The organism is Thermodesulfomicrobium thermophilum DSM 16697 (assembly GCF_059568695.1).
Genome location: NZ_JCANTW010000017.1, coordinates 99,977 through 122,073, shown reverse-complemented (window position 1 = coordinate 122,073; position 22,097 = coordinate 99,977). Strand labels below are relative to the sequence as shown.

The 22,097-nt window shown below is 60.5% G+C and carries 24 protein-coding genes; 7 read left to right on the top strand and 17 right to left on the bottom strand.

The annotated features are described in order from the left end of the window. Window positions 1–2 precede the first annotated feature (2 nt). The 5 genes from ybgF (BR00_RS10675) (at window position 3) to BR00_RS10655 (ending at window position 2,908) form a co-directional block, all read left to right on the top strand. A complete protein-coding gene (gene ybgF / locus BR00_RS10675; protein ID WP_496477582.1) occupies window positions 3–860 on the top strand; it encodes a tol-pal system protein YbgF in 858 nt (285 codons plus the stop codon). A 9-nt stretch (window positions 861–869) separates the two neighbouring features. Then, a complete protein-coding gene (locus tag BR00_RS10670; protein WP_496477581.1) occupies window positions 870–1,313 on the top strand; it encodes an NIL domain-containing protein in 444 nt (147 codons plus the stop codon). Further along, complete coding sequence (locus BR00_RS10665) at window positions 1,310–1,846, top strand: PilZ domain-containing protein (protein ID WP_496477580.1); 537 nt, start codon at window positions 1,310–1,312, stop codon at window positions 1,844–1,846. The genes BR00_RS10670 and BR00_RS10665 overlap by 4 nt, the downstream gene beginning before the upstream one ends. Continuing rightward, window positions 1,843–2,535, top strand: coding sequence for a protein phosphatase CheZ (locus BR00_RS10660; protein WP_496477579.1), 693 nt, complete (start codon window positions 1,843–1,845; stop codon window positions 2,533–2,535). The genes BR00_RS10665 and BR00_RS10660 overlap by 4 nt, the downstream gene beginning before the upstream one ends. 76 nt (window positions 2,536–2,611) lie before the next feature. After that, window positions 2,612–2,908 carry a hypothetical protein gene (locus tag BR00_RS10655; protein WP_496477578.1) on the top strand — a complete coding sequence of 99 codons (297 nt, stop codon included), beginning with the start codon at window positions 2,612–2,614 and terminating at the stop codon, window positions 2,906–2,908. On the opposite strand, the gene BR00_RS10650 is transcribed toward BR00_RS10655, so the two are convergent. The 6 genes from BR00_RS10650 to ybgF (BR00_RS10625) are packed head-to-tail and all read right to left on the bottom strand — an operon-like array spanning window position 2,890 to window position 7,712. Then, window positions 2,890–3,849 carry a tyrosine recombinase gene (locus BR00_RS10650; RefSeq protein WP_496477577.1) on the bottom strand — a complete coding sequence of 320 codons (960 nt, stop codon included), beginning with the start codon at window positions 3,847–3,849 and terminating at the stop codon, window positions 2,890–2,892. The genes BR00_RS10655 and BR00_RS10650 overlap by 19 nt on opposite strands. Beyond that, on the bottom strand, window positions 3,827–4,714 hold the full coding sequence (locus tag BR00_RS10645; protein ID WP_496477576.1) for a GGDEF domain-containing protein: 888 nt from the start codon (window positions 4,712–4,714) through the stop codon (window positions 3,827–3,829). The genes BR00_RS10650 and BR00_RS10645 overlap by 23 nt, the downstream gene beginning before the upstream one ends. 48 nt (window positions 4,715–4,762) lie before the next feature. Then, window positions 4,763–5,587: an HDOD domain-containing protein gene (locus BR00_RS10640; RefSeq protein ID WP_496477575.1), complete on the bottom strand. Its 825-nt coding sequence runs from the start codon at window positions 5,585–5,587 to the stop codon at window positions 4,763–4,765. Next, on the bottom strand, window positions 5,556–5,912 hold the full coding sequence (locus tag BR00_RS10635) for a hypothetical protein (RefSeq protein ID WP_496477574.1): 357 nt from the start codon (window positions 5,910–5,912) through the stop codon (window positions 5,556–5,558). The genes BR00_RS10640 and BR00_RS10635 overlap by 32 nt, the downstream gene beginning before the upstream one ends. A 10-nt stretch (window positions 5,913–5,922) precedes the next feature. Beyond that, window positions 5,923–7,071 carry a DNA-processing protein DprA gene (gene dprA, locus BR00_RS10630; protein ID WP_496477573.1) on the bottom strand — a complete coding sequence of 383 codons (1,149 nt, stop codon included), beginning with the start codon at window positions 7,069–7,071 and terminating at the stop codon, window positions 5,923–5,925. Further along, window positions 7,071–7,712: a tol-pal system protein YbgF gene (gene ybgF / locus BR00_RS10625; protein WP_496477612.1), complete on the bottom strand. Its 642-nt coding sequence runs from the start codon at window positions 7,710–7,712 to the stop codon at window positions 7,071–7,073. The genes dprA and ybgF (BR00_RS10625) overlap by 1 nt, the downstream gene beginning before the upstream one ends. A gap of 522 nt (window positions 7,713–8,234) precedes the next feature. Here ybgF (BR00_RS10625) and BR00_RS10620 point away from each other — a divergent pair. Beyond that, on the top strand, window positions 8,235–9,260 hold the full coding sequence (locus BR00_RS10620) for a carbonic anhydrase (protein ID WP_496477572.1): 1,026 nt from the start codon (window positions 8,235–8,237) through the stop codon (window positions 9,258–9,260). Between the two features lie 63 nt (window positions 9,261–9,323). Here the strand turns inward: BR00_RS10620 and trpB are convergent, their stop codons facing one another. Further along, complete coding sequence (gene trpB, locus BR00_RS10615) at window positions 9,324–10,523, bottom strand: tryptophan synthase subunit beta (protein ID WP_496477571.1); 1,200 nt, start codon at window positions 10,521–10,523, stop codon at window positions 9,324–9,326. Between the two features lie 292 nt (window positions 10,524–10,815). Beyond that, window positions 10,816–11,688, bottom strand: a complete 873-nt coding sequence (locus BR00_RS10610; protein ID WP_496477570.1) for an NAD(P)-dependent oxidoreductase — start codon at window positions 11,686–11,688, stop codon at window positions 10,816–10,818. Window positions 11,689–11,883: 195 nt separating this feature from the next. Here BR00_RS10610 and BR00_RS10605 point away from each other — a divergent pair, with 195 nt between their 5' ends. After that, window positions 11,884–12,762, top strand: coding sequence for an RluA family pseudouridine synthase (locus BR00_RS10605; protein ID WP_496477569.1), 879 nt, complete (start codon window positions 11,884–11,886; stop codon window positions 12,760–12,762). Between the two features lie 13 nt (window positions 12,763–12,775). On the opposite strand, the gene clpB is transcribed toward BR00_RS10605, so the two are convergent. The 9 genes from clpB to dsrA form a co-directional block, all read right to left on the bottom strand. Then, a complete protein-coding gene (gene clpB / locus BR00_RS10600; protein ID WP_496477568.1) occupies window positions 12,776–15,373 on the bottom strand; it encodes an ATP-dependent chaperone ClpB in 2,598 nt (865 codons plus the stop codon). A 21-nt stretch (window positions 15,374–15,394) separates the two neighbouring features. Next, window positions 15,395–15,712 (bottom strand): chaperone modulator CbpM, encoded by a 318-nt coding sequence (locus tag BR00_RS10595; RefSeq protein ID WP_496477567.1) that lies wholly within the window; start codon window positions 15,710–15,712, stop codon window positions 15,395–15,397. A gap of 9 nt (window positions 15,713–15,721) precedes the next feature. After that, window positions 15,722–16,699 carry a DnaJ C-terminal domain-containing protein gene (locus tag BR00_RS10590; protein ID WP_496477566.1) on the bottom strand — a complete coding sequence of 326 codons (978 nt, stop codon included), beginning with the start codon at window positions 16,697–16,699 and terminating at the stop codon, window positions 15,722–15,724. Window positions 16,700–16,753: 54 nt separating this feature from the next. Further along, on the bottom strand, window positions 16,754–17,353 hold the full coding sequence (locus tag BR00_RS10585; protein ID WP_496477565.1) for a YkgJ family cysteine cluster protein: 600 nt from the start codon (window positions 17,351–17,353) through the stop codon (window positions 16,754–16,756). Window positions 17,354–17,420: 67 nt separating this feature from the next. Continuing rightward, a complete protein-coding gene (locus BR00_RS10580; protein ID WP_496477564.1) occupies window positions 17,421–17,771 on the bottom strand; it encodes a DVU0772 family protein in 351 nt (116 codons plus the stop codon). A gap of 57 nt (window positions 17,772–17,828) precedes the next feature. Next, window positions 17,829–19,256, bottom strand: coding sequence for a cobyrinic acid a,c-diamide synthase CobB (locus BR00_RS10575; protein ID WP_496477563.1), 1,428 nt, complete (start codon window positions 19,254–19,256; stop codon window positions 17,829–17,831). A gap of 9 nt (window positions 19,257–19,265) precedes the next feature. Further along, complete coding sequence (locus BR00_RS10570) at window positions 19,266–19,508, bottom strand: dissimilatory sulfite reductase D family protein (RefSeq protein ID WP_496477562.1); 243 nt, start codon at window positions 19,506–19,508, stop codon at window positions 19,266–19,268. Between the two features lie 63 nt (window positions 19,509–19,571). Further along, window positions 19,572–20,732, bottom strand: a complete 1,161-nt coding sequence (dsrB, locus tag BR00_RS10565) for a dissimilatory-type sulfite reductase subunit beta (protein ID WP_496477561.1) — start codon at window positions 20,730–20,732, stop codon at window positions 19,572–19,574. Window positions 20,733–20,746: 14 nt separating this feature from the next. Beyond that, entirely contained in the window at window positions 20,747–22,060 is a 1,314-nt protein-coding gene (gene dsrA, locus BR00_RS10560; protein WP_496477560.1) for a dissimilatory-type sulfite reductase subunit alpha, read from the bottom strand. Window positions 22,061–22,097: the final 37 nt, after the last annotated feature.

The window sequence follows — 22,097 nt, the reverse complement described above, 5'->3', positions numbered from 1 at the left end:
CTATGAACACGCGCCTCTACTTTTGGCCGGGATTGCTCTTGCTCGCCACTTCCGCCTGTGTGGGGACTGCGGATTACTCACGCCTGCGTTCGGAGCTCTACGCCGAACAGCAAGCACGGCAAAAATTGGAAACGCGCGTCCAGCATATGGAGGCCAACGTCGCCCCAGCACAGGCCAATACTTGGGCGGAAGTGGAATCCCTACGCCGCCAGGTGGCGACCCTTTCCGGCCAGATGGACTCCCTCCAACGTCAAGGCAGCATGGCCCCAGGGCTTTCTCCGGCGGAACTCGACGCCCGCATCGCCCAGTTGGAAAAGCAGGTGCAAACCCTGGCCAGCCAGATGGGGATAGAACTCACGGGGACGCGCATCGGCGCCCCGACGCAGGCCACACCGCAAGAATCCACCGCCCAAGAAGGGCGGCCTGCCCCGCTGCCCCCGACCCAAACGCCGCCGTCCACCACCTCTGCGCCCGCAACGTCCGCCGAAGGGGCAGGCGCGGCGCTCTACCAACAGGGGCTCGACGCCTTCTACGCTCGGGACTACGCCAAGGCCCAGCAGCTCTGGGCGAATTTCGTCCAAACCAACCCCAAGGATCCCCTCGTCCCCAACGCCCTCTTCTGGCAGGGGGAAAGCTACTTCCAAATGGGTGAGTTCGCCAAGGCCGTACTCGCCTACCAGGAAGTCATCGAAAAATATCCCAACTCCACCAAGCTGCGCGCCGCCATGCTCAAGCAAGGCATGGCCTTTCTCAAGCTCAAAAAGACGCAAGCGGGCAAGCTCGTACTGCAAGATCTCGTCAAGAAGTATCCCAACACCCCGGAAGCCAAGCGCGCCCAAGACGTCCTCTCCGGGAAATAGAGGTGTATTATGACCACCCATGAAGTCAGCCGCATCGTGAGCCTCCGTTTTTCCCCAGAGACCTCGGGCCGCCCCATGATGTACCATCTGGCCAAACGCTTCGACCTGACCTTCAATATCCTCCAGGCGTCCATCAATCCACGCCAGGAGGGACACATGATCCTGGAGCTCGCGGGGACACGGGAAAACTATACGCAAGGCATTTCCTATCTCCAAGAGCATGGCATTCGGGTGACACCGGTGGCCAACCAGATCACCCGCAATGAAGAATCCTGCATGCATTGCGGCATGTGTACAGCCATGTGCCCGTCCAAGGCCCTGCATCTCGACCTGGAGACCCGCCGCGTAGAGTTCGACCGCGACAAATGCACCGCATGCAACCAATGCACCCTGGTGTGCCCGGTGCACGCCATGCAGGTCCTCATCGACCCTGACGACCTGGTGACCCCATGAGCCATCCCAACCGTACCTACGCCCGCATCGAAACCGCCCGCAAAGGACACGCGCGCATCCTGCCGCCTGGGCAGACCAAGCCGCTCTTTTCCGGATGCGCCGCCTGCGCCGTGGGCCTGCCCGCACGTCTGGATCCGGGCCTGCCCGAGGCCATCGTCCATACCCTGCGGGCCATGGACGAAAAACTCACCGCCATCCTCAACCTACTCAACGAGCGTTCACTGGCGGACGACTTTCCCATCCCTGTGCTCGTGCACGACATCAGCGGCGCAGGATTACGTATGAGCTCGCCTCACGCCTTTGCCATAGGGATGCAGGTGGAAATCGTTGTGGTCTTGAACGCCTTTCCCTTGCAGCTGGCCGGCACCTTGGGGACCATCGTCCGCCGTGATCAGCTGGATGACACCGCCTTATGGGCCGTGGAGTTCACCGACATCCGTGAATCCGAACGGGAAAAAATCATCCAATTCGTCTTTCAAGAACAACGCCAAAGCTTGCGGGCCCAACGCCAGACAACCACGGAGGGAGCATGAGCGCATCCATTGCCGATTCCATCGTCGAACACATTGCCGATCGGGCGGAAGAAACCATCCGCAACGTCATCGCCCAGACCTTGAGCGAAGAAATCCACCGCGCCCTCACCAAGGCCCTCACGGAGAGTGAATTCTATAAAACCATTACTCAAGATCTTCATTCCGGGCTGGGATCCATCTATAAAGAAATCCACTCAGCGACATCTGCAGGGAAAATCAACGGAGAGGATGCGCAAAATATTTTCTCCGAGACATCTCAACAGCTTGATGCCATTGTAGACACCACGGAAAAAGCCACCGAACAAATCATGAGCATCGTGGAAAAACACATGGATGCCGTTGCCCGCGTTCGTGAAAAAGCTGCCAGCATTCAAGGAGCAGCAGAGATCGAATCCTATCTCCAAGGGCTCGACACCGATCTCATGGAGATCATGACCGCGCTGAGCTTTCAGGACCTCACCGGCCAACGCATCAAGCGCATCGTCCATGCCCTGGATGAAGTGCAGCGTATCGTCTTTGACCTGTATGTGGATGCCGGTCTGTCCATGAAGGCCCTGGAGGAAAACCCGGACAAGCCCGTAGAAGAAATCCGGCAGGCGTCCAAGGCCAAGGCCTCGGAACTCAAAGGACCGCAAGCAGGAACCAATCAGAGCGCCGTGGACGACCTCCTGGCCCAACTCGGGCTCTAAACCAATGATGCGGATTCACGAAAATTGGAATTAGTATAATCCCCGGTTGCTTCCCATCGCCCCAACAAGGATGCCTATGGCTGAATTTGCCGACATCTCGCTCTTTCACCTGTCCCGCGCCCTGAGCATGCTCGATCAGCTCGCGGACGAGCAACCAGACACCTACGAAGACTTCGTGCGGGAGATGGCGGCCGACTGTACCCTCGTGCGGGACATGCTGCTCGCCATCGGCGAACTCTCGGACAACGGCGCAGATCCCAAGACCCTTGCCCAAGCAGACCATTCTTTGCGCCAGATGATCGCCCTGTGGGTGCTCCTCCAGGACATCACCATCCCTCTGGCCCATTTCACCGCCTACACCGACGAGTCGTAATCTTCGGGATCGCTTTGGGACGGCTCATGTCCTGCGCCCCCGGACTCGTGCGCCTTTTGCGCCCGGGGATGGCAGCGGTCGTAGACCTGCAGGGCGTGGCCCAGCTCCACGTGGGTATAGCGCTGGGTGGTGCTGATGCGGGCGTGCCCCAAGAGTTCTTGCACCCCGCGCACGTCGGCGCCAGAAGCCAACAGATGCGTGGCGAAGGCGTGACGTAGGCTGTGCGGGCTGACGGGTTTCAGAACGCCGGCGCGCTCTGCGGCGGCCCGCACAATGCGATAGGCTTGCGCACGGGTGAGCGGCGTGCCGTCTTCGTGGACGAACACCGGTCCCCGACGCCGCCCGGCCAAAAGGGCAGCAAGCCGGCGACGGGAGGCATCCGATAAGGGCACCAAGCGTTCTTTGCCGCCCTTGCCGGTCACCCGCACCATGCCCTGGGCCAGATCCACCTGTGGGGCCTCAAGACCCACTGCCTCGCTGACCCGCAGTCCGGAGCCGTACAAGAGCTCCAGGAGCGCCGCGTCCCGCAGCGCCTGCGGGGAGGCGTCCGATGCCACGGCATCCAAAACGGCGATGGTTTCGTCCACATTGAGGGCGCGGGGCCGACGCCGGGGCTGCTTGGGGTTGCGGACCCCTCGGGCAGGGTCCTGCAGCACCATTCCGTGCCGCAGCCAGAAACGAAACACCGCGCGCAGGGCGGAAAGCCGACGGGCCACGGTGGTCTTGGCGAGTTTGCGGCGGTGCAGGTCCGCCACGTACGCGAGCACCTGCTCTCGGGTCAGCGTGTGCGGCTGTGCCAGCGAACCTCCAACGCGGCCGAGGAAGGTCTCGAAATCCTGAAGATCCGTGGCATACGCATCCAAAGTCGCCTGCCGCAGCCCCCGGGCGGCGAGGGATTGGAAGAACCGCTGCACCGGTTCAGGAGCGCTGATCCAGGACATAGCTGCTCTTGGGATCTTTCTTGGCCATTTTTTTGAGTTCCATGGCCCTCGCCGATGCCTCGCCAAAGTGCTTGAGGCGCCCTGCGCGGTTGAAGACCACGGCAATACTCACGGCCATGATGGGAAACTCCTGCGGCCTCCCCTGGCGGTCCACCGACAAGATGGCGCCCCGCTCCCGGTCGTCGGGATCATAGAACGACGGCACAATGGCGTCGAAATGAGCGATGATCCGCTGACACACCCCTTCCACATCGGCCTCGGGCACGATGAAGACGAAGTCGTCTCCCCCCACGTGCCCCACGAAATGCGGCCCTCGCACCAACCCACGCACCGAATTCACCAGCACTCGGGCAGCCATGAGCAGCACTTCATCCCCCCGGGCAAAGCCATACTTGTCGTTGAATGCCTTGAAATAATCGAGATCCACGTACGCCAGGGCGAAGTCTTCCCGGCGGTCGATAAGGTCCTGAATGCGGTGGATGATAGAGGTATTGCCCGGCAACTTGGTCAGGGGGTTGGCATCCAACTCCCGGGCGGCGCGACTATAGGCCAGAAGGATCCGGGCGCGGGTCTCCTCCGCCCCCAAAGGCTGCACGAGAAAATCGTCCGCCTCCAAGGCCGCAATATCCCGCCCCACAAGGCTCTCGACCCCACGAAAGGCCACCACCACCGGAATCTGGCGATATACGTTTTCATTTTTGATGAGCTGCACCAACTCCAGTCCGGACATATCCGGCAAATGTTCATCGACGAGCACCAAGTCGGGGGGCGCGGTCAACAATTCCTCCAAGGCCGCACGGCCGCGCGCAAAGACCGTCCAACGCACTTGGTCTTCCGACCATGCGCCGAGGACGAGCTGAACCAAGGCCTCTTCTGCACTCAAAAGAAAAAAGTGCCGTGACCGCGTCATGAGCTAGAGATCGGCAAAGGCCGCCTCCACGTCATCAAGGATACTTTCCCACAAGGCCGCAGTAACGCCCAAAGCCCGCAGCACCTGAGGATCTACGGCGCTCACTTGATCGTCGCCGCCGCTTCCCACTTCGTAGAGCCGGGTGAAAAAGTCTGCCAAGTGAACGATTTGTGCAGTCTTGGGATACAAAGAGGCGCTCATGGGCTTGTGGTGGTACGCAAGTCCCTCCTTGAGGCTCGGCGGCAAGCTCCAATGATTGCAGAGCCAGAGATTGACCCGGTCATGGGAAAATCCCAAAATATGTTTTTCGGCATCGATGTAGCGCATGTCGTGATCTTTCACTGCAGCATCGATCTCCGCCTTGGCCTCGGGCATTTGCACGGCAACCACTACCTTGCCGATATCGTGCAAGAGTCCTGCAACAGCGTATTCTTCCGGATCCTTGCACCCAAGAGCGCGGGCAATGGTGGAGCTGGCGAGGGCGCAGCCTTGGCTATGCTCCCAAAGCCCTACCATGGCGGTATTCATGGCGTCGAAGACAGTGGTGCTGATGATGATACCGCGAATGACATTGAAGCCCAAAAGCACCAGGGCATGCTGGATGGAGCCGATGCGCCCCGGAAAGCCATATATCGGCGAGTTGACCATCTTGAGGACCTTGGCCGAAAGCACCTGGTCCTTGGCAATGACTTTGCTGATCTGCTCGGTGGACGAGTGCGGATTCTCCACCAAGGCGTTCACCTCTTCCAGCACCGAGGGAAGCGAAGGCAGGTCTTTCACCGCCAGGATGCGGCCTTTATACTCCGTGCGCAGATCCGTTTCCGGCATCTTCTCCTCCTTGCGCGGCAGCGGCCTGAGCCTTGCGGGCGATGCGGCGGGCGACCATGGCCTTGATCTTCATCATGAACACATTGTCCTGAAATCCCCGAAAGAGGTGATCGAGGCGCGCCAAGCGGACGGCGGCGTCCAGCGGCGCGGCTCCAGGCTCGTCGCCTTCCACCACGATCCGGTCAATGCCCATGCGCCGCAGCCGATCAAGGAGCGCCGCGGTCACGGCCGTCCCCGCAGCCACAAGCACCATGCCATTGTCCCGGGTTACGGGCTTTGCCAAGACCATGCCCTCTTCGGCGGCATCGAGAGCAATTTTACGCATAGTTCCTCCATCAACCCCGCAATGCCGTATAGTACATGCCCGGAGTTTGGCGCACAAGGCCTTCCATCTCCAAAAGAAGGAGCGCCGCGCTCACCCGCCCCGCATCCCAACCCAAGGTTTGGGCCACGGCATCCACATGCCGGGCCTCTTCAGGATGCAGGCATTGCCACACCGCGCGGGCATCTTCGGAAGGAAACGCGGGGGGCGGAGGCGCAGAAGGCGGCGCAGGAGAAAGAGGAACTGCTTCAGGCTCTGGAGTACGGACAGGAGGATCCCCGGCGTACCGGCGCAGCGGTTCTGTCAACTCACGGAGCACGTCCGCCCCGCTTTGCACCAAGGTGGCGCCGTCGCGAAGCAGTTGGTGGGAGCCGTGAAACGTGTCCGCCGTCACCGGCCCAGGAACGACGAACACCTCACGCCCCTGGGTAAGGGCCAACGCCGCTGTAACCGCAGTGCCGCTTCTCAGCGCCGCCTCGATCACCACCACGCCAAGGCTCATGCCGCTGATGATACGATTGCGGTACGGAAAATTCCGGCCCTCCGGTCGCGTGCCTGGGGCGAACTCCGTGACCAGCACCCCGTCTTGAGCCAGACGCTGCCACAACTCCCGATGCCCCGCAGGGTACACCAAATCCATGCCGGTGCCGAGCACGGCGCACGAGCTGCCGACCTCAGGCAACGCCCCCTGGTGCGCCGCCCGGTCGATGCCCACTGCCAGTCCCGACACCACGCACACCCCGGCGCGCGCCAGGTCCCGAGAAATGGCGTGGGCCACGTCGGTCCCATAGCGCGAGGGACGCCGGGAGCCCACCACGGCGACACATGGCCCCGAAAGCAATTCGGGGCGCCCTTGGACGTACAGCAGGATGGGCGGATCGGCGATCGCACGCAAAAGCGGAGGATAGGCTGCGTCGCTCCACGGGACGATGCGGGCCGAAAGACGCCGTGCGGCCTGCATCTCCGCCTGAACCGCCTCGCGCCAAGCGGCCGCACCAAAGGACTGCGCCACCGCTGCGGAGGCCAACCGGCGCTCCGCCCAATGCCGCCAATCCTCGGCCGCAGCCTGGGCCGTCCCGTACGCGGTCACGAGCCGCTTCCACGTGCGCGCTCCAAGCCCGCGGGTGTGACGCAGGGCCAAAGACGCCGTAATCTCATCCATCACGACCCCGCCAGCCGCTGCCGGGCGAGCTGCGCAGCCGACGTCCCCGGGTATTCCGCCATCACCCGCCGCCACAAAGCCCGGGCCGCCTGCGTCTTGCCCATACGATGCCAGGAAAGGGCGATCTTGAACAGCGCATCCGACGCCTTGGCGTGGCGTGGATGCAGGCGCAGCACCTCTTCCCACGCCCAAATGGCCTGCATGAGCCGGCCTTGGGCGTACCAGGTTTCACCAATCCAGTACCGGGCGTTGGGCGCCAGCGAAGAAGCGCCGTACCGGGCAAGCAAGTGCTTCCAGGTCGTTCGCGCCGCAGCGTAACGCCTGGCCAGGTAGGCCTCCATGGCGGCGTCATACAGAGCCTGGGGTGACGCGGGCGAAACCACCGAGGGCGAAGACGGAAGCGGTTTGCGGGAAGGTTTTTCCGCAGAGACCGTGCCATTGGCAGACGGAGCTTTCTCCTCATGCAGCGCGGCGCCAAGGGGCGTGGCGTTGGAGACTCCAGGCGCCGCTGCCTCCTGAAGGGGAAGCGGTTTTTCGGGCGCAAGCGAAGCAGGAGGGAGGGAACGGGCCGGCGGGGCAAGCGGCTGAACAGGCCCAGAGTCAACAGTCTCGGTGGGGGCAGCAAGCGATGCCGGGGGCATGGCAGGCGCAGGAGAGACTCGCTCCGGAACCAATGCAGACCGTTCTTCCTGTACCGAGGAGGCCGAGGGCACGGAAGACGCTGGAAGCGTAGCATTGGCGCTCACCGGGAACCGGAGCATCGCGCACCAACCATTTGTGGTGATCAGCACCATTGCCAAAATCCCACAGGGCCACCGAGCCATACCGCACCCCCTTACCGTTTGCGGTCCTTCCATAAAAGACCGCTCCCCGCCAAGCAAGCTTGGCAATGCGGACCAAGGGGACTATCCATGCCCACATGGAATCCATATTCCTCCCCTGCCCTGTATGTCATGGCCGCGCCCGCATCTCCGGCCCCTGAGCGACCGCTCGCATCACCTGCACGGAGTGCGGGGCAGAAGTCTGGGCGCATCACCACCGGGACGCCATCGAAGCCTACAAAGAAGCGCTCTGCGCTGCCTGGGCCTCTCTTGAAAAAGAGGACCATCTCGAGTAGGGGCATGCCACCTTTTTCACAAATCCCACCCATTCAAGGAGAGTCTATGCACCGTTTCTCTGCGCTCCTGCTGGCCATTGTGCTGCTCGCCATGCCCGCATCTCTCTGGGCGACCGCCGACGGCGAAGGAAGTTCCCCGGCCATGGCCCTGCAGCGTCTTCAGGAAGGCAATGCCCGTTTTCAGGAGGGCCGCAGCCTCCATCCCAACCTGGATACCGCCCGCCGCCTGGTCACCTCGACCCTCGGGCAAAAACCCTTTGCCACGGTCCTTGCCTGCTCGGATTCCCGAGTACCTGTGGAGATCGTGTTCGATCAGGGCATTGGGGACATTTTCACCATCAAGGTTGCAGGCAACGTGGCGGACACCGATGAGATCGGCTCCATGGAATACGGCGTGGACCACCTGGGCACCCCGGTGCTCGTCGTCCTGGGCCACACCCATTGTGGCGCGGTCACCGCAGTGACCACGGGGGCGGAAGTGCACGGCTCCATCCCGCAGTTGGTAGACAACATCATCCCTGCCCTGGAAGCCACCCGCCATGCCCATCCGGAACTGGAAGGAAACGCCCTCATCGACGCGGTCATCGAGGCCAATGTGTGGCAGACTATCGAGGATATCTTCAAACGCAGCCCAGCCATCGCCAAGCGCGCGGCCCAGGGGAAAACCGCGGTGGTAGGCGCCATCTATGACATCACTTCGGGGCAGGTGCGCTTTTTGGGAGAACACCCCAACCAGGCGGCACTGCTCGCTGCCGTGCCTGCGGATCCCCATGGCGGTGGTGACGCGCACGCGGCGGACACCCAGGAGCACGCTGCTGCTCCGCATCAGAAAGAAACCATGCCTACAGCTCCCGTCCAACACACGGAAAACGCCGCCGGACACGACGCCGAAGCGCCCCAGACCATGGCAGCCGCCCATGCAACGCCGACCCAAGACGCCCACGCCCCTGAAGCAGGGCACGAGGCCAAAAGCGGCGGCTTTGGCTTCTTTTCCTTTCTGCTTTTCGTGGCCGCCCTCATCGGCGTGGTCATCCTGCTGGACAAGACCATCCTGCGGCCTGAAGACAACTAACACCCCCGCACCAAAGCTTCCCCGACGGCCGGCCCTCTCCGACCGTCGGGGTTTTTTATTGGCTCACAGGGATGGAATGCGGAGTTCTCCCTGGCGCACCAAGCGCTCCACCTGCTCCACATCCTTGTCGCCGCGCCCCGACAGATTGACCACCAAGGCCGCGTCCCCAGGCAGAGTCGGCGCCAGGGCCACGGCATGGGCAAGGGCGTGGGAGGACTCCAGGGCAGGGATGATCCCCTCCAAACGCGAGAGCAGGAAAAAGGCGTCCACGGCTTCCTGATCGCTGGCATACACGTACTGCGCTCGCCCCGAATCCTTGAGGAAGGCGTGTTCCGGCCCCACGCTGGGGTAATCCAGGCCGGCAGAGATGGAGTACACCTCCGCAGGCGCCCCCGCTGCGTCCTTCAGCATGTAGGAATGGAATCCATGCATGGTGCCCGGCTCGCCCAAACACAGAGTCGCCGCATGCTGCCCGTACTCCAGGCCGCGGCCCGCAGGCTCGACGCCGATGAGCCGGACCTCCGCATCATCCATGAACCCGGAAAACAGTCCAATGGCATTGGAGCCGCCGCCCACACAGGCAATGCAGGCGTAAGGCAAGCGGCCTTCGTGCGCGAGGATCTGCTCCCGAGCCTCGCGCCCCACCACGGCCTGGAACTCGCGCACCATGATGGGATAGGGATGCGGACCCACGGCAGAGCCCAAAAGATAGAACGCATCGCCTTCCCGCACCCAGGCCTCGATGGCCTCGTCCACGGCCTCCTTGAGGGTTTTCTGCCCGCTTTGGGCCGCCACCACCCGGGCCCCCATCATCTCCATGCGGAAGACATTGAGGCGCTGCCGCTCCACATCCACCGCGCCCATGTAAATGGTACATTCCATGCCCATGAGGGCAGCCGTCGCAGCCGTGGCCACTCCATGTTGTCCGGCGCCAGTCTCCGCAATGATCTTCTTTTTCCCCATACGCTTTGCAAGCAAGATCTGCCCGAGCGTGTTGTTGATTTTATGGGCACCCAAGTGATTCAAATCTTCCCGCTTCAGATATATTTTTGCGCCGCCAAGATGATTGGTCAGATTTGCACAAAAATATAAAGGATTTGGCCTTCCGACGTACTCGCGCAGATAATATTCGTACTCCGCAAGAAAATCTGGATCATTGCGATATTTTTGAAACGCATGATCCAACTCATCCAGCATGGACTTCACTGGCTCTGGGACGAATTGCCCGCCGTAAGGTCCAAAAAACCCAGAAAACTGATGCATATCGACCTCCTTGAATACAAAAAGCCGCGGTCAGAATCATTCTGCCGCGGCTTGGGTGTGCGATGTATATCGCCTCTACGAGTCAACGCCCTCCCCCGGCACACTGCGTGTGCCGCCACCACAACCAAGAAATGGGGCAAGTTGCGTTGAACATGAGAAGTTCGTCGCGGAAAAAATCGATTTTGTCAAGATGCTCGGCTACGAGGCCATCGCCGCAGGGAGTGCAAGAGAAGCCCCTGTTTGAACTATGCTTTTCCAATACAGAACCACTCCAAATCTGGCATCCACGTCGTTACGACACCATTTGTTGGAATACCTTGTATACAGCAGCGAAGTCTTCTTCGCCGAGGCCGTTTTTTTCAGCAATTTCAAAAAAACGCAATGCTGTCGTCGCTTCTGGAATCATCGCTCCTGTTGTTTGCGCGGTCTGCATAACAAAACGCAAATCTTTGCTCATGTGCTTCAAAGGAAATTGTGGAGTAAACTTTTCCTCTAAAAACAAATCGTTTTTGAGCTGGAACAATGGACAATTCAAAGCTCCAGAATACAGTACTTCCAGCATGGTTTCTTTACGCAGTCCACCTTTCTGACCGAAATGCATCATTTCCGCCATCCCGGCCATCATCACCCCCAGAAGTAGATTGATAGTCATTTTCATCATCGAACCATGGCCCACCGGGCCGCAGTACACCACCTTTTTCCCCATAGCCAGCAGAACATCTTCGACATCGCGCACGTCCTCTTCTTTTCCTCCAGCCAAAATAACCAACTGTCCATCTTCTGCAGGCTTTTTCGATCCAGATACAGGTGCATCGATAAATTTGACCCCAGAGGGCTCTATCTTCTTTGCGATCTCTTTAGTGTAATCAGGAGAGACTGAACTCATGTTGATCAGATATTTTTTCTCATTGAGGCCAGAAAAGAGGCCGTTAGCCCCAAAAACAACCTGATCGATCGCTTCTGGCCCAGTCAACATCATTACAATGACATCGCTATTCTGTGCTACCTCAAAAGGAGATTTCACCGCCTGTGCCCCATTTTCGACCAAAGGCAGTGTTTTCGATGATGTTCTATTGTATACAACTAATTCGTATCCATTTCTCAAGACATTGAAAGACATTGGCATTCCCATGATACCCAGACCAATGAAACCGACTTTACACATGAGTCACCCATTTTATTGATTTTTTTATTCTCAACGGCTTGAAAATAATCAGATAAAAAAATACAATCTCAATGAGACACATCTTGCATACATTCGAAGATAAAAAAGCCCGGTCCGCGCTTGATGCACAAGCCCTTTCGACCACCCAGAATACTCCTCTGGACAAGGAGGGGGCACCCCTGTAGCGGCCGCGGCATGGAACGCTTCCACCGCCGTATCCCCGTCTTGGCTGCTGGCGTAGCCGTGGACATCCTCGCCCAGGCCACAGGCCTTTCCAAATCCCGCATCAAGGATTGCATGACCAAAGGCGGGGTATGGCTGCACCCAGCAGGGCAAAAGCCGCGCCGACTGCGGCGGGCGCAGGCCATGGTGCGCCCCGGTCAGGAACTTGCAATCTGGTATGACCCGCGCCTGCTGCGATTGCAAGCACCAATGCTTTCTCCCATCATGCGCCGGGATGCCTGGAGCATCTGGGCCAAACCCCCTGGGATCCCCACTCAAGGATCCCCGTGGGGCGACCACCTGGCACTCACCCGCCTTGCGGCACAGCACTTGGGGAAGTCCGGCGAGCTCCACCCCGTGCACCGCCTGGACACCGCGGCTTCAGGCCTCGTGCTCCTGGCGCACACGGCCGCATCCATGGCCGCCCTCTCCCGCTGGATGCAGGAGAACCGTATCACCAAGACCTACGCCGCCGTACTGGCAGGCCAGGCGTCCTGGGAGGAAATCACCGTCAACGCCCCCATCCAGCGACAAGCCGCCTGCAGCCATTTTTCCGTCCTCGCCCGAAACGATGGCCGCACCTGGGTGCACGTGCATCTCGCCACCGGCAGGCGTCACCAAATCCGCATCCATGCCGCCCGCCACCTCCACATGCCCGTAGTGGGGGACGCCCGTTACGGTGGGCCCGCCCACCCCGTGCTCCTTTTGGCATGCGCCCATCTCTCCTTCGTCTGTCCGCTATCGGCAGAGGCCGTACGCGTGGACTACCACCCACCCCAATGGCCCCACCCAGAGCTTCCCAACACAAACGGCCCTGGGAAGGAAAGTCCCTCCCAGGGCCGCGCTCGGTGACCGCCAGCAGGCGTCAATCCGCTCGAAAAGCCAACTGGTCGCCATCCACGTCCACGGTAACGGTCTGGCCGTCCCGCAAGGTGCCGGCGATGATCTGCCGCGCCAACGGGGTTTCCACATGGGTTTGGAGGAAACGCAAAAGCGGCCGGGCACCGTACACCGGGTCGTAGGCTTCCCGGGCGATCCACTGCCGGGCAGCCTCGGTGAGCTGCAACTGGATCTGGCGCTCCTCCAAGCGGGCCTGGAGCCGCTGCATCTGCAGATCCACGATCCGCATCACCTGCTCCACCAGCAGCGGCTTGAAGAGAACGATCTCGTCGATGCGGTTCAAAAACTCCGGACGGAAGTGGCTGCGCAGCTGCTGGAGCACCGCATCGCGTACCCCGGGACGCAGTTCCCCGGATTCAGTAATCCCCTCGAGGAGCGTGGGCGAGCCGATATTGGAGGTCAGAATCACGATGGTGTTCTTGAAATCCACCGTGCGGCCATGGCTATCCGTGAGCCGCCCATCATCAAGGATCTGGAGCAAGGCGTTGAACACGTCGGGATGCGCCTTCTCGATCTCATCAAAGAGCACCACACAGTAGGGCTTGCGCCGCACCGCCTCGGTGAGCTGTCCGCCCTCGTCATAGCCCACATATCCTGGAGGCGCGCCAATGAGTCGGGCCACGGAATGCTTTTCCATGTACTCGCTCATGTCCAGGCGCACCATGTTCTCTTCGGTGTCGAAGAGCGTCTGCGCCAGGGTCTTGCACAGCTCGGTCTTGCCTACGCCTGTAGGACCCAAGAAGAGGAACGAGCCAATGGGCCGATTGGGATTCTTGAGTCCGGCACGGGCGCGCAGCACCGCATCCGCGACCGCCTGCACGGCCTCGTCCTGCCCCACCACCCGCTCGTGGAGCACGTCCGCAAGCTTGAGGAGCTTTTCCCGCTCCCCTTCCAAGAGCTTGGTCACCGGGATGCCGGTCCACTTGGAGACAATGGCGGCCACGTCATCCGGCCCCACTTCCTCGCGCAGCAGACGCTTCTCCTCCTCGCTGCCGCCCTGGGCCTCGGCGAGCTTACGCTCCAACTCCGCCAGCCGCCCATAACGCAGCTCCGCAGCCCGGTTGAGGTCGTACTCGCGCTCCGCCTTTTCGATGGCCAGGCGGGTGCGCTCGATCTCCTCCTTGATCTGGCGCACGCCCTCGATGGAGGCCTTTTCCTTTTCCCACTGGGCGCGCAAAGCGGTCTGCTCTTCCTTGAGGTCCGCCAGTTCCCGTTCCAACTTGGCCAAGCGTTCCTTGGAGGCCGTATCGGTCTCACGGCGCAGGGCCTCACGCTCGATCTCGAGCTGCATGATCTTGCGGTTGATCTCGTCGAGCTCCGTGGGCAGGGAATCGATCTCCGTGCGGATCATGGCCGCGGCTTCATCGATGAGGTCAATGGCCTTGTCCGGCAATTGCCGGTCGGAGATATAGCGGTGTGACAAAGTCACGGCCGTGACCAGGGCGGCGTCGGCGATGCGGACACCATGGTGCACCTCGAAGCGCTCCCGCAGCCCCCGAAGGATGGAGATGGCGTCCTCCACGCTGGGCTCATCCACGAGCACGGGCTGGAAACGACGCTCCAAGGCCGGATCTTTTTCAATGTACTTGCGGTATTCGTCCAAAGTGGTGGCGCCGATGCAATGGAGCTCTCCCCGGGCAAGCATGGGCTTGAGGAGATTGCCTGCATCCATGGCGCCTTCGGCCTTGCCCGCGCCCACGATGGTGTGGAGCTCATCGATAAAGAGGATGATGCGGCCTTCTGATGCCTGGACCTCTTTGAGCACCGCCTTGAGACGCTCTTCGAACTCACCGCGGTACTTGGCGCCAGCGATGAGCGCCCCCATGTCCAGGGCAAAGATGGTCTTGTCCTTGAGCCCTTCCGGGACGTCCTGATTGAGGATGCGTTGGGCCAGCCCCTCCACGATGGCGGTCTTGCCCACGCCTGCCTCGCCGATGAGCACCGGATTGTTCTTGGTGCGGCGCGAAAGGATGCGGATACAGCGGCGGATCTCGCTGTCACGGCCGATGACCGGGTCAAGCTTGCCACGCCGGGCCTCATCCACCAAGTCCCGGCCGTACTTCTTGAGGGCCTCGTAGGTCTCCTCGGGATTGGCGGAGGTTACCCGCTGGTTGCCACGCACCGCAGTCATGGCTGCAAGCAACGCGTCTTTGGTCACCTTGGCCTCGGAAAACACCCGCCCGACACCGGTGGACGGGCTCTCGTCCGCCAGCGCCAAGAGCAGATGCTCCACGCTTACATATTCATCCTTCATGGCCTGGGCCGTATCCTGGGCCCGCACCAGCACCTGGCTCGCCCGCTGGGTCAAATACACCTGACCGGGTTGCACTCCCGGCCCGCTCACCTGCGGGATACGCGCGAGCTCCCCATCAACGGCCTCGCGCAAACGCCGCGGCTGCAAGCCCATGTGCTCCATGATCCGCGGGACCAAACCTCCTTCTTGATCGAGCAAGGCGGCAAGCAGATGTTCGCCGTCCACTCCTTGATGCCCATGGCGTACGGCCAAGGCTTGCGCCGCGGCCAAGGCTTCTTGCGATTTCTGGGTAAAACGATTGAGATCCATAGGATCCTCCTTCTCTGTTTTTTACAGCGCCGCTAGAGCATCGAGCTCCTGAATGCGCCGCTCCAATGTTGCAATGCGATGCAACAGATCGACGATGATCGTGCCGGCAATGGGAGAAAGTTCAAAATCATCACAAATACGGACGTATTTGCGGACCCTCGGCACGTCACGAACCAAAAACAACCATTCATCTTGGGCAGTCACAATGGGTGAAATCCACTCCATGTGAATGAGTTCCATGAGTTCTTTCTCGTCAATGCCCGTAAGCTCCAAAAATTCCATCTTGGCGATACGGTCCGAGGCTACAGGCATGGCGGTATACGTATGGAGTAAGGTCATGCTGCCCTCCTAGGTCCTCGGAGAAAATGTCGAGGTGCGTGCCAATTCTTCCCACAGACTGCGCTCACGCGCACTCAGATTCTTGGGCGACCGGATCATCACCCGCACCAATTGATCCCCGCGTTGTCCTTTGGTCCCCAGCCCCCGGCCGGGGATACGAATCTTCTGACCGCTGCTGATGCCCGGCGGCACTTTGAGGTCCACCTCACCCTCCAAGGTGGGCACGCGCACGCTCGTTCCCAGCACCGCCTCCCACGGAGCAAGACGCAAGTCATAAATGACGTCGTTTCCTGCCACCTTGAACACCGGATGCGGGGCGAGTTCCACCCGCAGATACAAGTCTCCCGCAGGGCCGCCGCCCACCCCAGGTTCACCCTGGCCTGCCAGACGGATCTTGGCGCCGTCCTTTACCCCGGCCGGGATGGTGACGTTCAAGGTGCGGGGAGCGAAGTGACGCCGTCCGTCCGGCCCCACCTGGCGCTCCTGCACGGTGATCGTCTTGGGGCCACCACGGTAGGCCTCCTCCAACGTCAACGTCAGCGGAACCTCCGCATCCTGTCCCCGGGCACGCCGAGCGCCAAACTGTCCCCCGAAAGCGCCGTCCCGGAAGCCCGCACCGCCCACATCAAAGCCTGGGGCGCCGAAGAACATCTCAAAAAAGTCGCTGAACCCCGAACCGCCGAGGCCGCTCTCGCCAAAACCCGTAGAGTGGAAGCGGACGTTTTCGAAACCCGGCGGTGGTTGAAAATTCTGTCCTTCTTTCCAATTCGGCCCCAAGGAGTCGTAGAGCTTGCGCTTTTCCGGGTCCTTCAAGACCTCGTAGGCCTCGTTGATCTCCTTGAATTTGGCCTCGGCCTTGGGGTCTCCTGGATTGAGATCAGGATGGTATTTGCGGGCCAATTTCTTGAATGCGCGCGAAATATCTTCCTGAGAGGCCGTACGTGGGACCTCGAGGAGTTTATAGTAGTCCTTGTACTCTACTGCCATAGACGCTCCTTGGCACAACCAGTTTGGCCTCTCATAATATTTTCAACAAAATTGTCAACGAATCCCCAGCATCTGACGCACCGCATCCACGATCTGCGCCAAGGGTCTCCCCAGATAGGGCCACAAGCAAACATCATCCACGGCCAGCCGCTCCGCAAGTGCCGCCCGGAAATGCGCCTCCCGGCGGGCAAGATCGTGTGCCAGGGCAAGAGTCGTCGAGTCCTGCGCCCACTCCACGGCCTGGCCTGCGGGATAGCTCGCTTCATGCTCTGCGACGACCAAGGCCAGAGCGCTTTTCGGGGGATAAAGAGCATCGCGGGAAAGGGGCGGCTCGTCCATCACCGCCAAAAGTGGTCCTGGATCCTGGCAGGAAAGCACCCGGCATTCCACCGGACGCACCGCATAGCGGGCGCAAGCCCGCCGCCCGGGGTCATAATACAGGCACGTCCAGCCTTCCCCCTGGCCACGAATCTTGAGCATCTCTTGGGAAACCGGCAGCAACGCATTGCTGCGCGGATCCCACGCCAACTCCCCACGCCGAACACAAACCAGATCCCCCACCGGAATATCGCCAGAATGCACCAAGGCACGATCCTGCATGCGCAGGGTTGGACCACTTTTCCGACAGCACGTGCCGCAGCGTTGGCAACTCATGCAAGCTCCTTGAGGTCATAAAAAAAGCCGGAACATTCCGGCTTTGGTGGATGGAAAGAGGCCTTCATCAGCGGCCAAAAATCTCACGCTCTAACCACTGGCGGATAGGCTCGTTGACCCCGTATACCCCTTTATGCCCATGGACGCTGGTGACAAAATCCCGCGCCAAAGACTCCGGCAAGGGGAGCTCCACCAGTTCTTCGGCTCCATCGGAATTACGGCGCACCAAGGTTACCGTAGGCGGAGTCTTCCAGGTATTGACCACAAAGTAGTTGGAATGGTCCGTCTTGCTGCGCACGGCATTCTGGTAGCCCCCGCGATATCCATTGTTGCCCCATTCCAGATACAGAGCCACCGCATCCTCGGGCGTCATTTCCCAATCAATGACCAAATCCTTGAAGCGACGCAGCTGTCCCATACAACTCCTCCTGTTGGTGTTCCGATGGGTTCTTTTTAGGAATAATTATCTTTTGTGTCAAGCACTGCGTCGTAAATTCTCCAAGGGTTCACCCGACAGGCAAGCGGCAAAAGCCATCGCAGCCTCCACCATGGCATCGGCCCAAGCAGGCACGCCCACGGCATGGATGTGGGTATAGGAGGCCAAGACATTGCGCCACACCAAGCCATCACGGCCCGCAGCCATGCCCACACCAGGGTCGAGTTGCAAAACGAGGTCCGCGCCTTCAGGCAAGTCCCTACAGCAGGAGTAATGGAACTCGTGACCAAGAAGCCTGGTTCCCGGCGCAAAAAACGGTGACGGGGCGGTCACGGTGGCGGCCACATAGCCATGCCCCTGCGGCCGTGAACACACCGTGGTGGCAAAGGGGAGCGCCCCGCTCATGGGATACACCTGATCTTGAAAATGGAGCTCCCGCGCCAAATACATGAGTCCGCCGCATTCGGCATACACCGGCATGCCCCGCTCCACGGCCCGGCGCACGCTCTCGCGCATGGAGACGTTGGCGGACAGTCCTTGAGCCAGGGTCTCCGGAAAGCCCCCGCCCAGATAGAGCGCATGCATGGGCGGAAGCTCCGGGTCCCGCAACAGACTAAACGGCACGACTTCCGCCCCAGCTGCCCGCAAGGCATCGATATTTTCCTGATAGTAGAACCATAGGGCGGCGTCCAAGGCGACACCGATACGCACTCCACGGGATGCACGAGGCACAAAAAGCGGCGCAGCTTCTTGGGGCGACAAGGGGAGATGCGGCGCGGATCGGGCCAAACGCATACAGGCGGCGATGTCCACGTGTTCCCGCACCCTGGCCGCCACCGCAGCAAGGGCGTCCGTGCCCCACTCGGCATGGGAGGTAAGCCCCATGTGCCGCTCCGGAATGGGGTTGTCTTTGAGTTTGGGGAGCTCTCCGAGCACCGGCACATCGGTATAGGTCTCGATGCTTTGACGAACGATGGTCCGATGCCGACACCCGGCGGTGCGGTTGAGGATCACCCCCCCGATGGTGAGTTGAGGATCAAAATGTACCAACCCCAAGACCACCGCGGCCATGGTACGCGTCACCTTGGTACAGTCGAGCACCACCACCACGGGGCACTGAAGAAGGCGCGCAAGCTCCGCCGACGAACAAGAACCGTGAACGTCCTTACCGTCGAAAAGGCCGCGATTGCCCTCCACGAGGAGCAAGTCTTTGCCTGCCGCCCGCGCCGCCACCACCTGGCGCAATTGAGTAGGAGAGAGTAAAAAAGGATCCAGATTGGATGTCGGCTGCCCACTGGCCAACGAGAGCCATTGAGCATCGATATAATCTGGACCCTTCTTGAAGGTCTGGACGATCAGGCCATCTTCCCGCAGGGCGCGAGCCAGGCCTAAACTCACCATTGTCTTGCCGGACCCGCCGCCCAAACCGGCGACGAGCAGCCGAGGGCAGGACAATGCTTCGCTCATGAGAGAACGCTATTCCTCGCCTTCGGCTCCAGCCTGTTTGCCCGCACCGGGCAGTCCGTACATGGTGGTGCTGCCGCTGGACCAGTATACCAGAACGCCTTCATTGACCAACTGGTTGATGAGCTTTTTGGCTTCACGCTGCTTCATGTCCGGGAACAAGGCCGCCAGATCATTGAAGTAGAACTTGGATTTCTGTTTGGCCTTGGACTGCATGAACTCGACGACAATCTCTTTGGGACTTTTTTCCGACATAACTCGCCTCGCTTGAAGCTATGGGGCCGGCCCCAAAGGCCAGCCCCAGGAAGAGAAACCAAATTAGAACTTGAAGTTCGTGGTCTGACGCCAGGTGTAGTAGGCCGGATCGCGGAAGTCGTCGATCATGTGCTCGGAGAACTCCAGACCGGTCTTCTCGAAGAAACGCTCCCAGCCGATGCGCTCGGCCCAGTCGCCCAGACGCTCGTACTTCCGGGCATCCTTGGCGTAGGCTTCCAGGATCTGGCGCACAACCTTAGCCAACGTGGGCCAGCGGGGCGGCTCGTTGGGAATGAAGGCCACCACCACCTTGGAGAATTTGGGATTGCTGATGCGGTTGGAGACCTTACCACCCGCCATGATGACCAGACCATCGCCTTCCTTGTCCGCCAAGGGCAGGGAGGGACACATGGTGTAGCAGTTACCGCAGAACATACAGCGGTCGGTCTTGATGGCCACGGTGTTGACGGTCTTGGTCTCCCCCTTCTCCGTGACGATTTCCTTCTTGGTGGGACGGATAGCGCCCACGGGGCAGGCGGCCACGGCCAACGGGATCTCACAGAGGTTGTCCAGCCACTCGTGGTCGATGATGGGCGGCTTGCGGTGGTAGCCCAGGATAGCGATGTCCGAGCAGTGCACAGCGCCGCACATATTGAGGCAGCAGGCCATGGCGATACGCACCTGCGCGGGCAGGCGCATCTGCTGGAATTCCTCGAAGAGCTCGTCCAGCACCACCTTCACCGTGCCCGAGGCATCGGTGGCCGGGGTGTGGCAGTGCACCCAACCCTGGGTGTGCACGATGTTGGTCACGCCAGCACCGGTGCCACCCACCGGGAACTTGTAGTTGCCCGTGGAGGTCTTCTGGCTGTTCAAGTACTCTTTGAGCTTCTTGGCCTCTTCCAACGTCCCCACCATGAACTCGACATTGTTCCGGGTGGTGAAGCGCAGGTGGCCGCCGCAGAATTTATCGGCGATATCGCAGATCTCGCGGATCATGCCCACGGACAGCAAACGGGCCGCGCCGCAGCGCACGGTGTAGACCTCGTCGCCGCTTTCGGCCTTGTGCATCAAAATGCCCGGCTCGATGATCTCATGCCACAGCCATTTGCCCTTGTTCTTGGCGATAACCGGCGGAAGGAAGTCGCTGTAATGACGCGGGCCGATATCGGTAATGCGGTTCTCCAAGGGCTTTTCGGGATTGTAACCGGAAGAAACAAAAGCCATTGTCTACCCCCTTCTTATCTCTGATGGTGTTTGCGGTACTCCGCAATGTCGCGATCCCAACCGCCCGGCACGTCCTCTTCCTTCCAGAAGATGTACGGATTGTGACGGGGTTCCTGCACATGCTGCGGCATGGGCTTGAGGCCGACGACGGAAATGGCCTTGGCCAGACCCTGACGCTTGATGAGCTCACCCAGGCGCTCACGGTTCTTGCCTTCTTCCATCCACCATTCCCAGATGTTCTCGATGACCTCTTTGATCTCGTCGTACGGCTCTTCCACCTTGACGAAGGGCACGAGGAGCGAACCCATCTGCGCGCCGTCCAGGATCGGGGCCTTGGCGCCCACGAGGATGGACAGGCCGCGGTCGTTACCGATGCGCAGGGCGCGGGGCATGACGTTGATGCAGTGCATGCAGCGGGTGCACTCACGATTGTTGATCATGAGTTTGCCGTCTTCCAGCCACATACACTCCGTGGGGCACAGGTCGATGACTTCCTTCTGGATGTCGAAGGGACCCCAGTCACGGCCCGAATGAGCGCCGGCATTGGGCTGCAACTCACCGCCGATATACGCGGCAACGGCTTCCTGGTCGATGCGGATCTCATCCCGCCAGGTACCAATGAAGGACATGTCGGAACGGGCGATGGAGGCCACACAGCCATTGGGGCAGCCATCGAATTTGAACTTAAACTTGTAGGGGAAGGCCGGACGATGGAGTTCGTCCTGGTATTCCATGGTCAGCTGGTAGCACAGCTCCTGGGTGTCGTAGCAGGCCCACTCACAGCGGGACTCACCCAAGCAGCAGGAGGGAGTACGCAGGTTGGAACCCGAGCCGCCCAAGTCCGTATTCATCTTGTGAGTGAGTTCGAAGAAGATCTCTTCCAACTGCGGCGTGGTGGTGCCCAAGAGCACGATGTCACCCGTGGAGCCGTGCATATTGGTGAGACCAGAACCGCGCAGCTCCCAGATGTCACACAGCTGACGCAGGTACTCGGAGGTGTAGTACAAGCCGGCAGGCTGCGCCACGCGCACCGTGTGAAAATGGGCCACGCCCGGGAACTTTTCGGGCTGGTCGCAGTAACGACCGATAACGCCGCCACCATACCCGAACACGCCGACGATACCGCCGTGTTTCCAGTGGGTGGTGCCATCGACATACGACAGCTCCAACAAGCCGAGCAGGTCGTCACAGACATCTACCGGAACCTGAAATTCCACATTCCGCTCGTTTTTGTGACGGCGCTCAGCTTCCTCCTTGATGTCCGTCACAAAACTCGGCCAGGGACCGCTCTGCAGCTGATCCAGCAACGGGGTCTCGTGTTTAGGCATTACGCATCCTCCTTGAGATTAGACCGGATACTTGTGT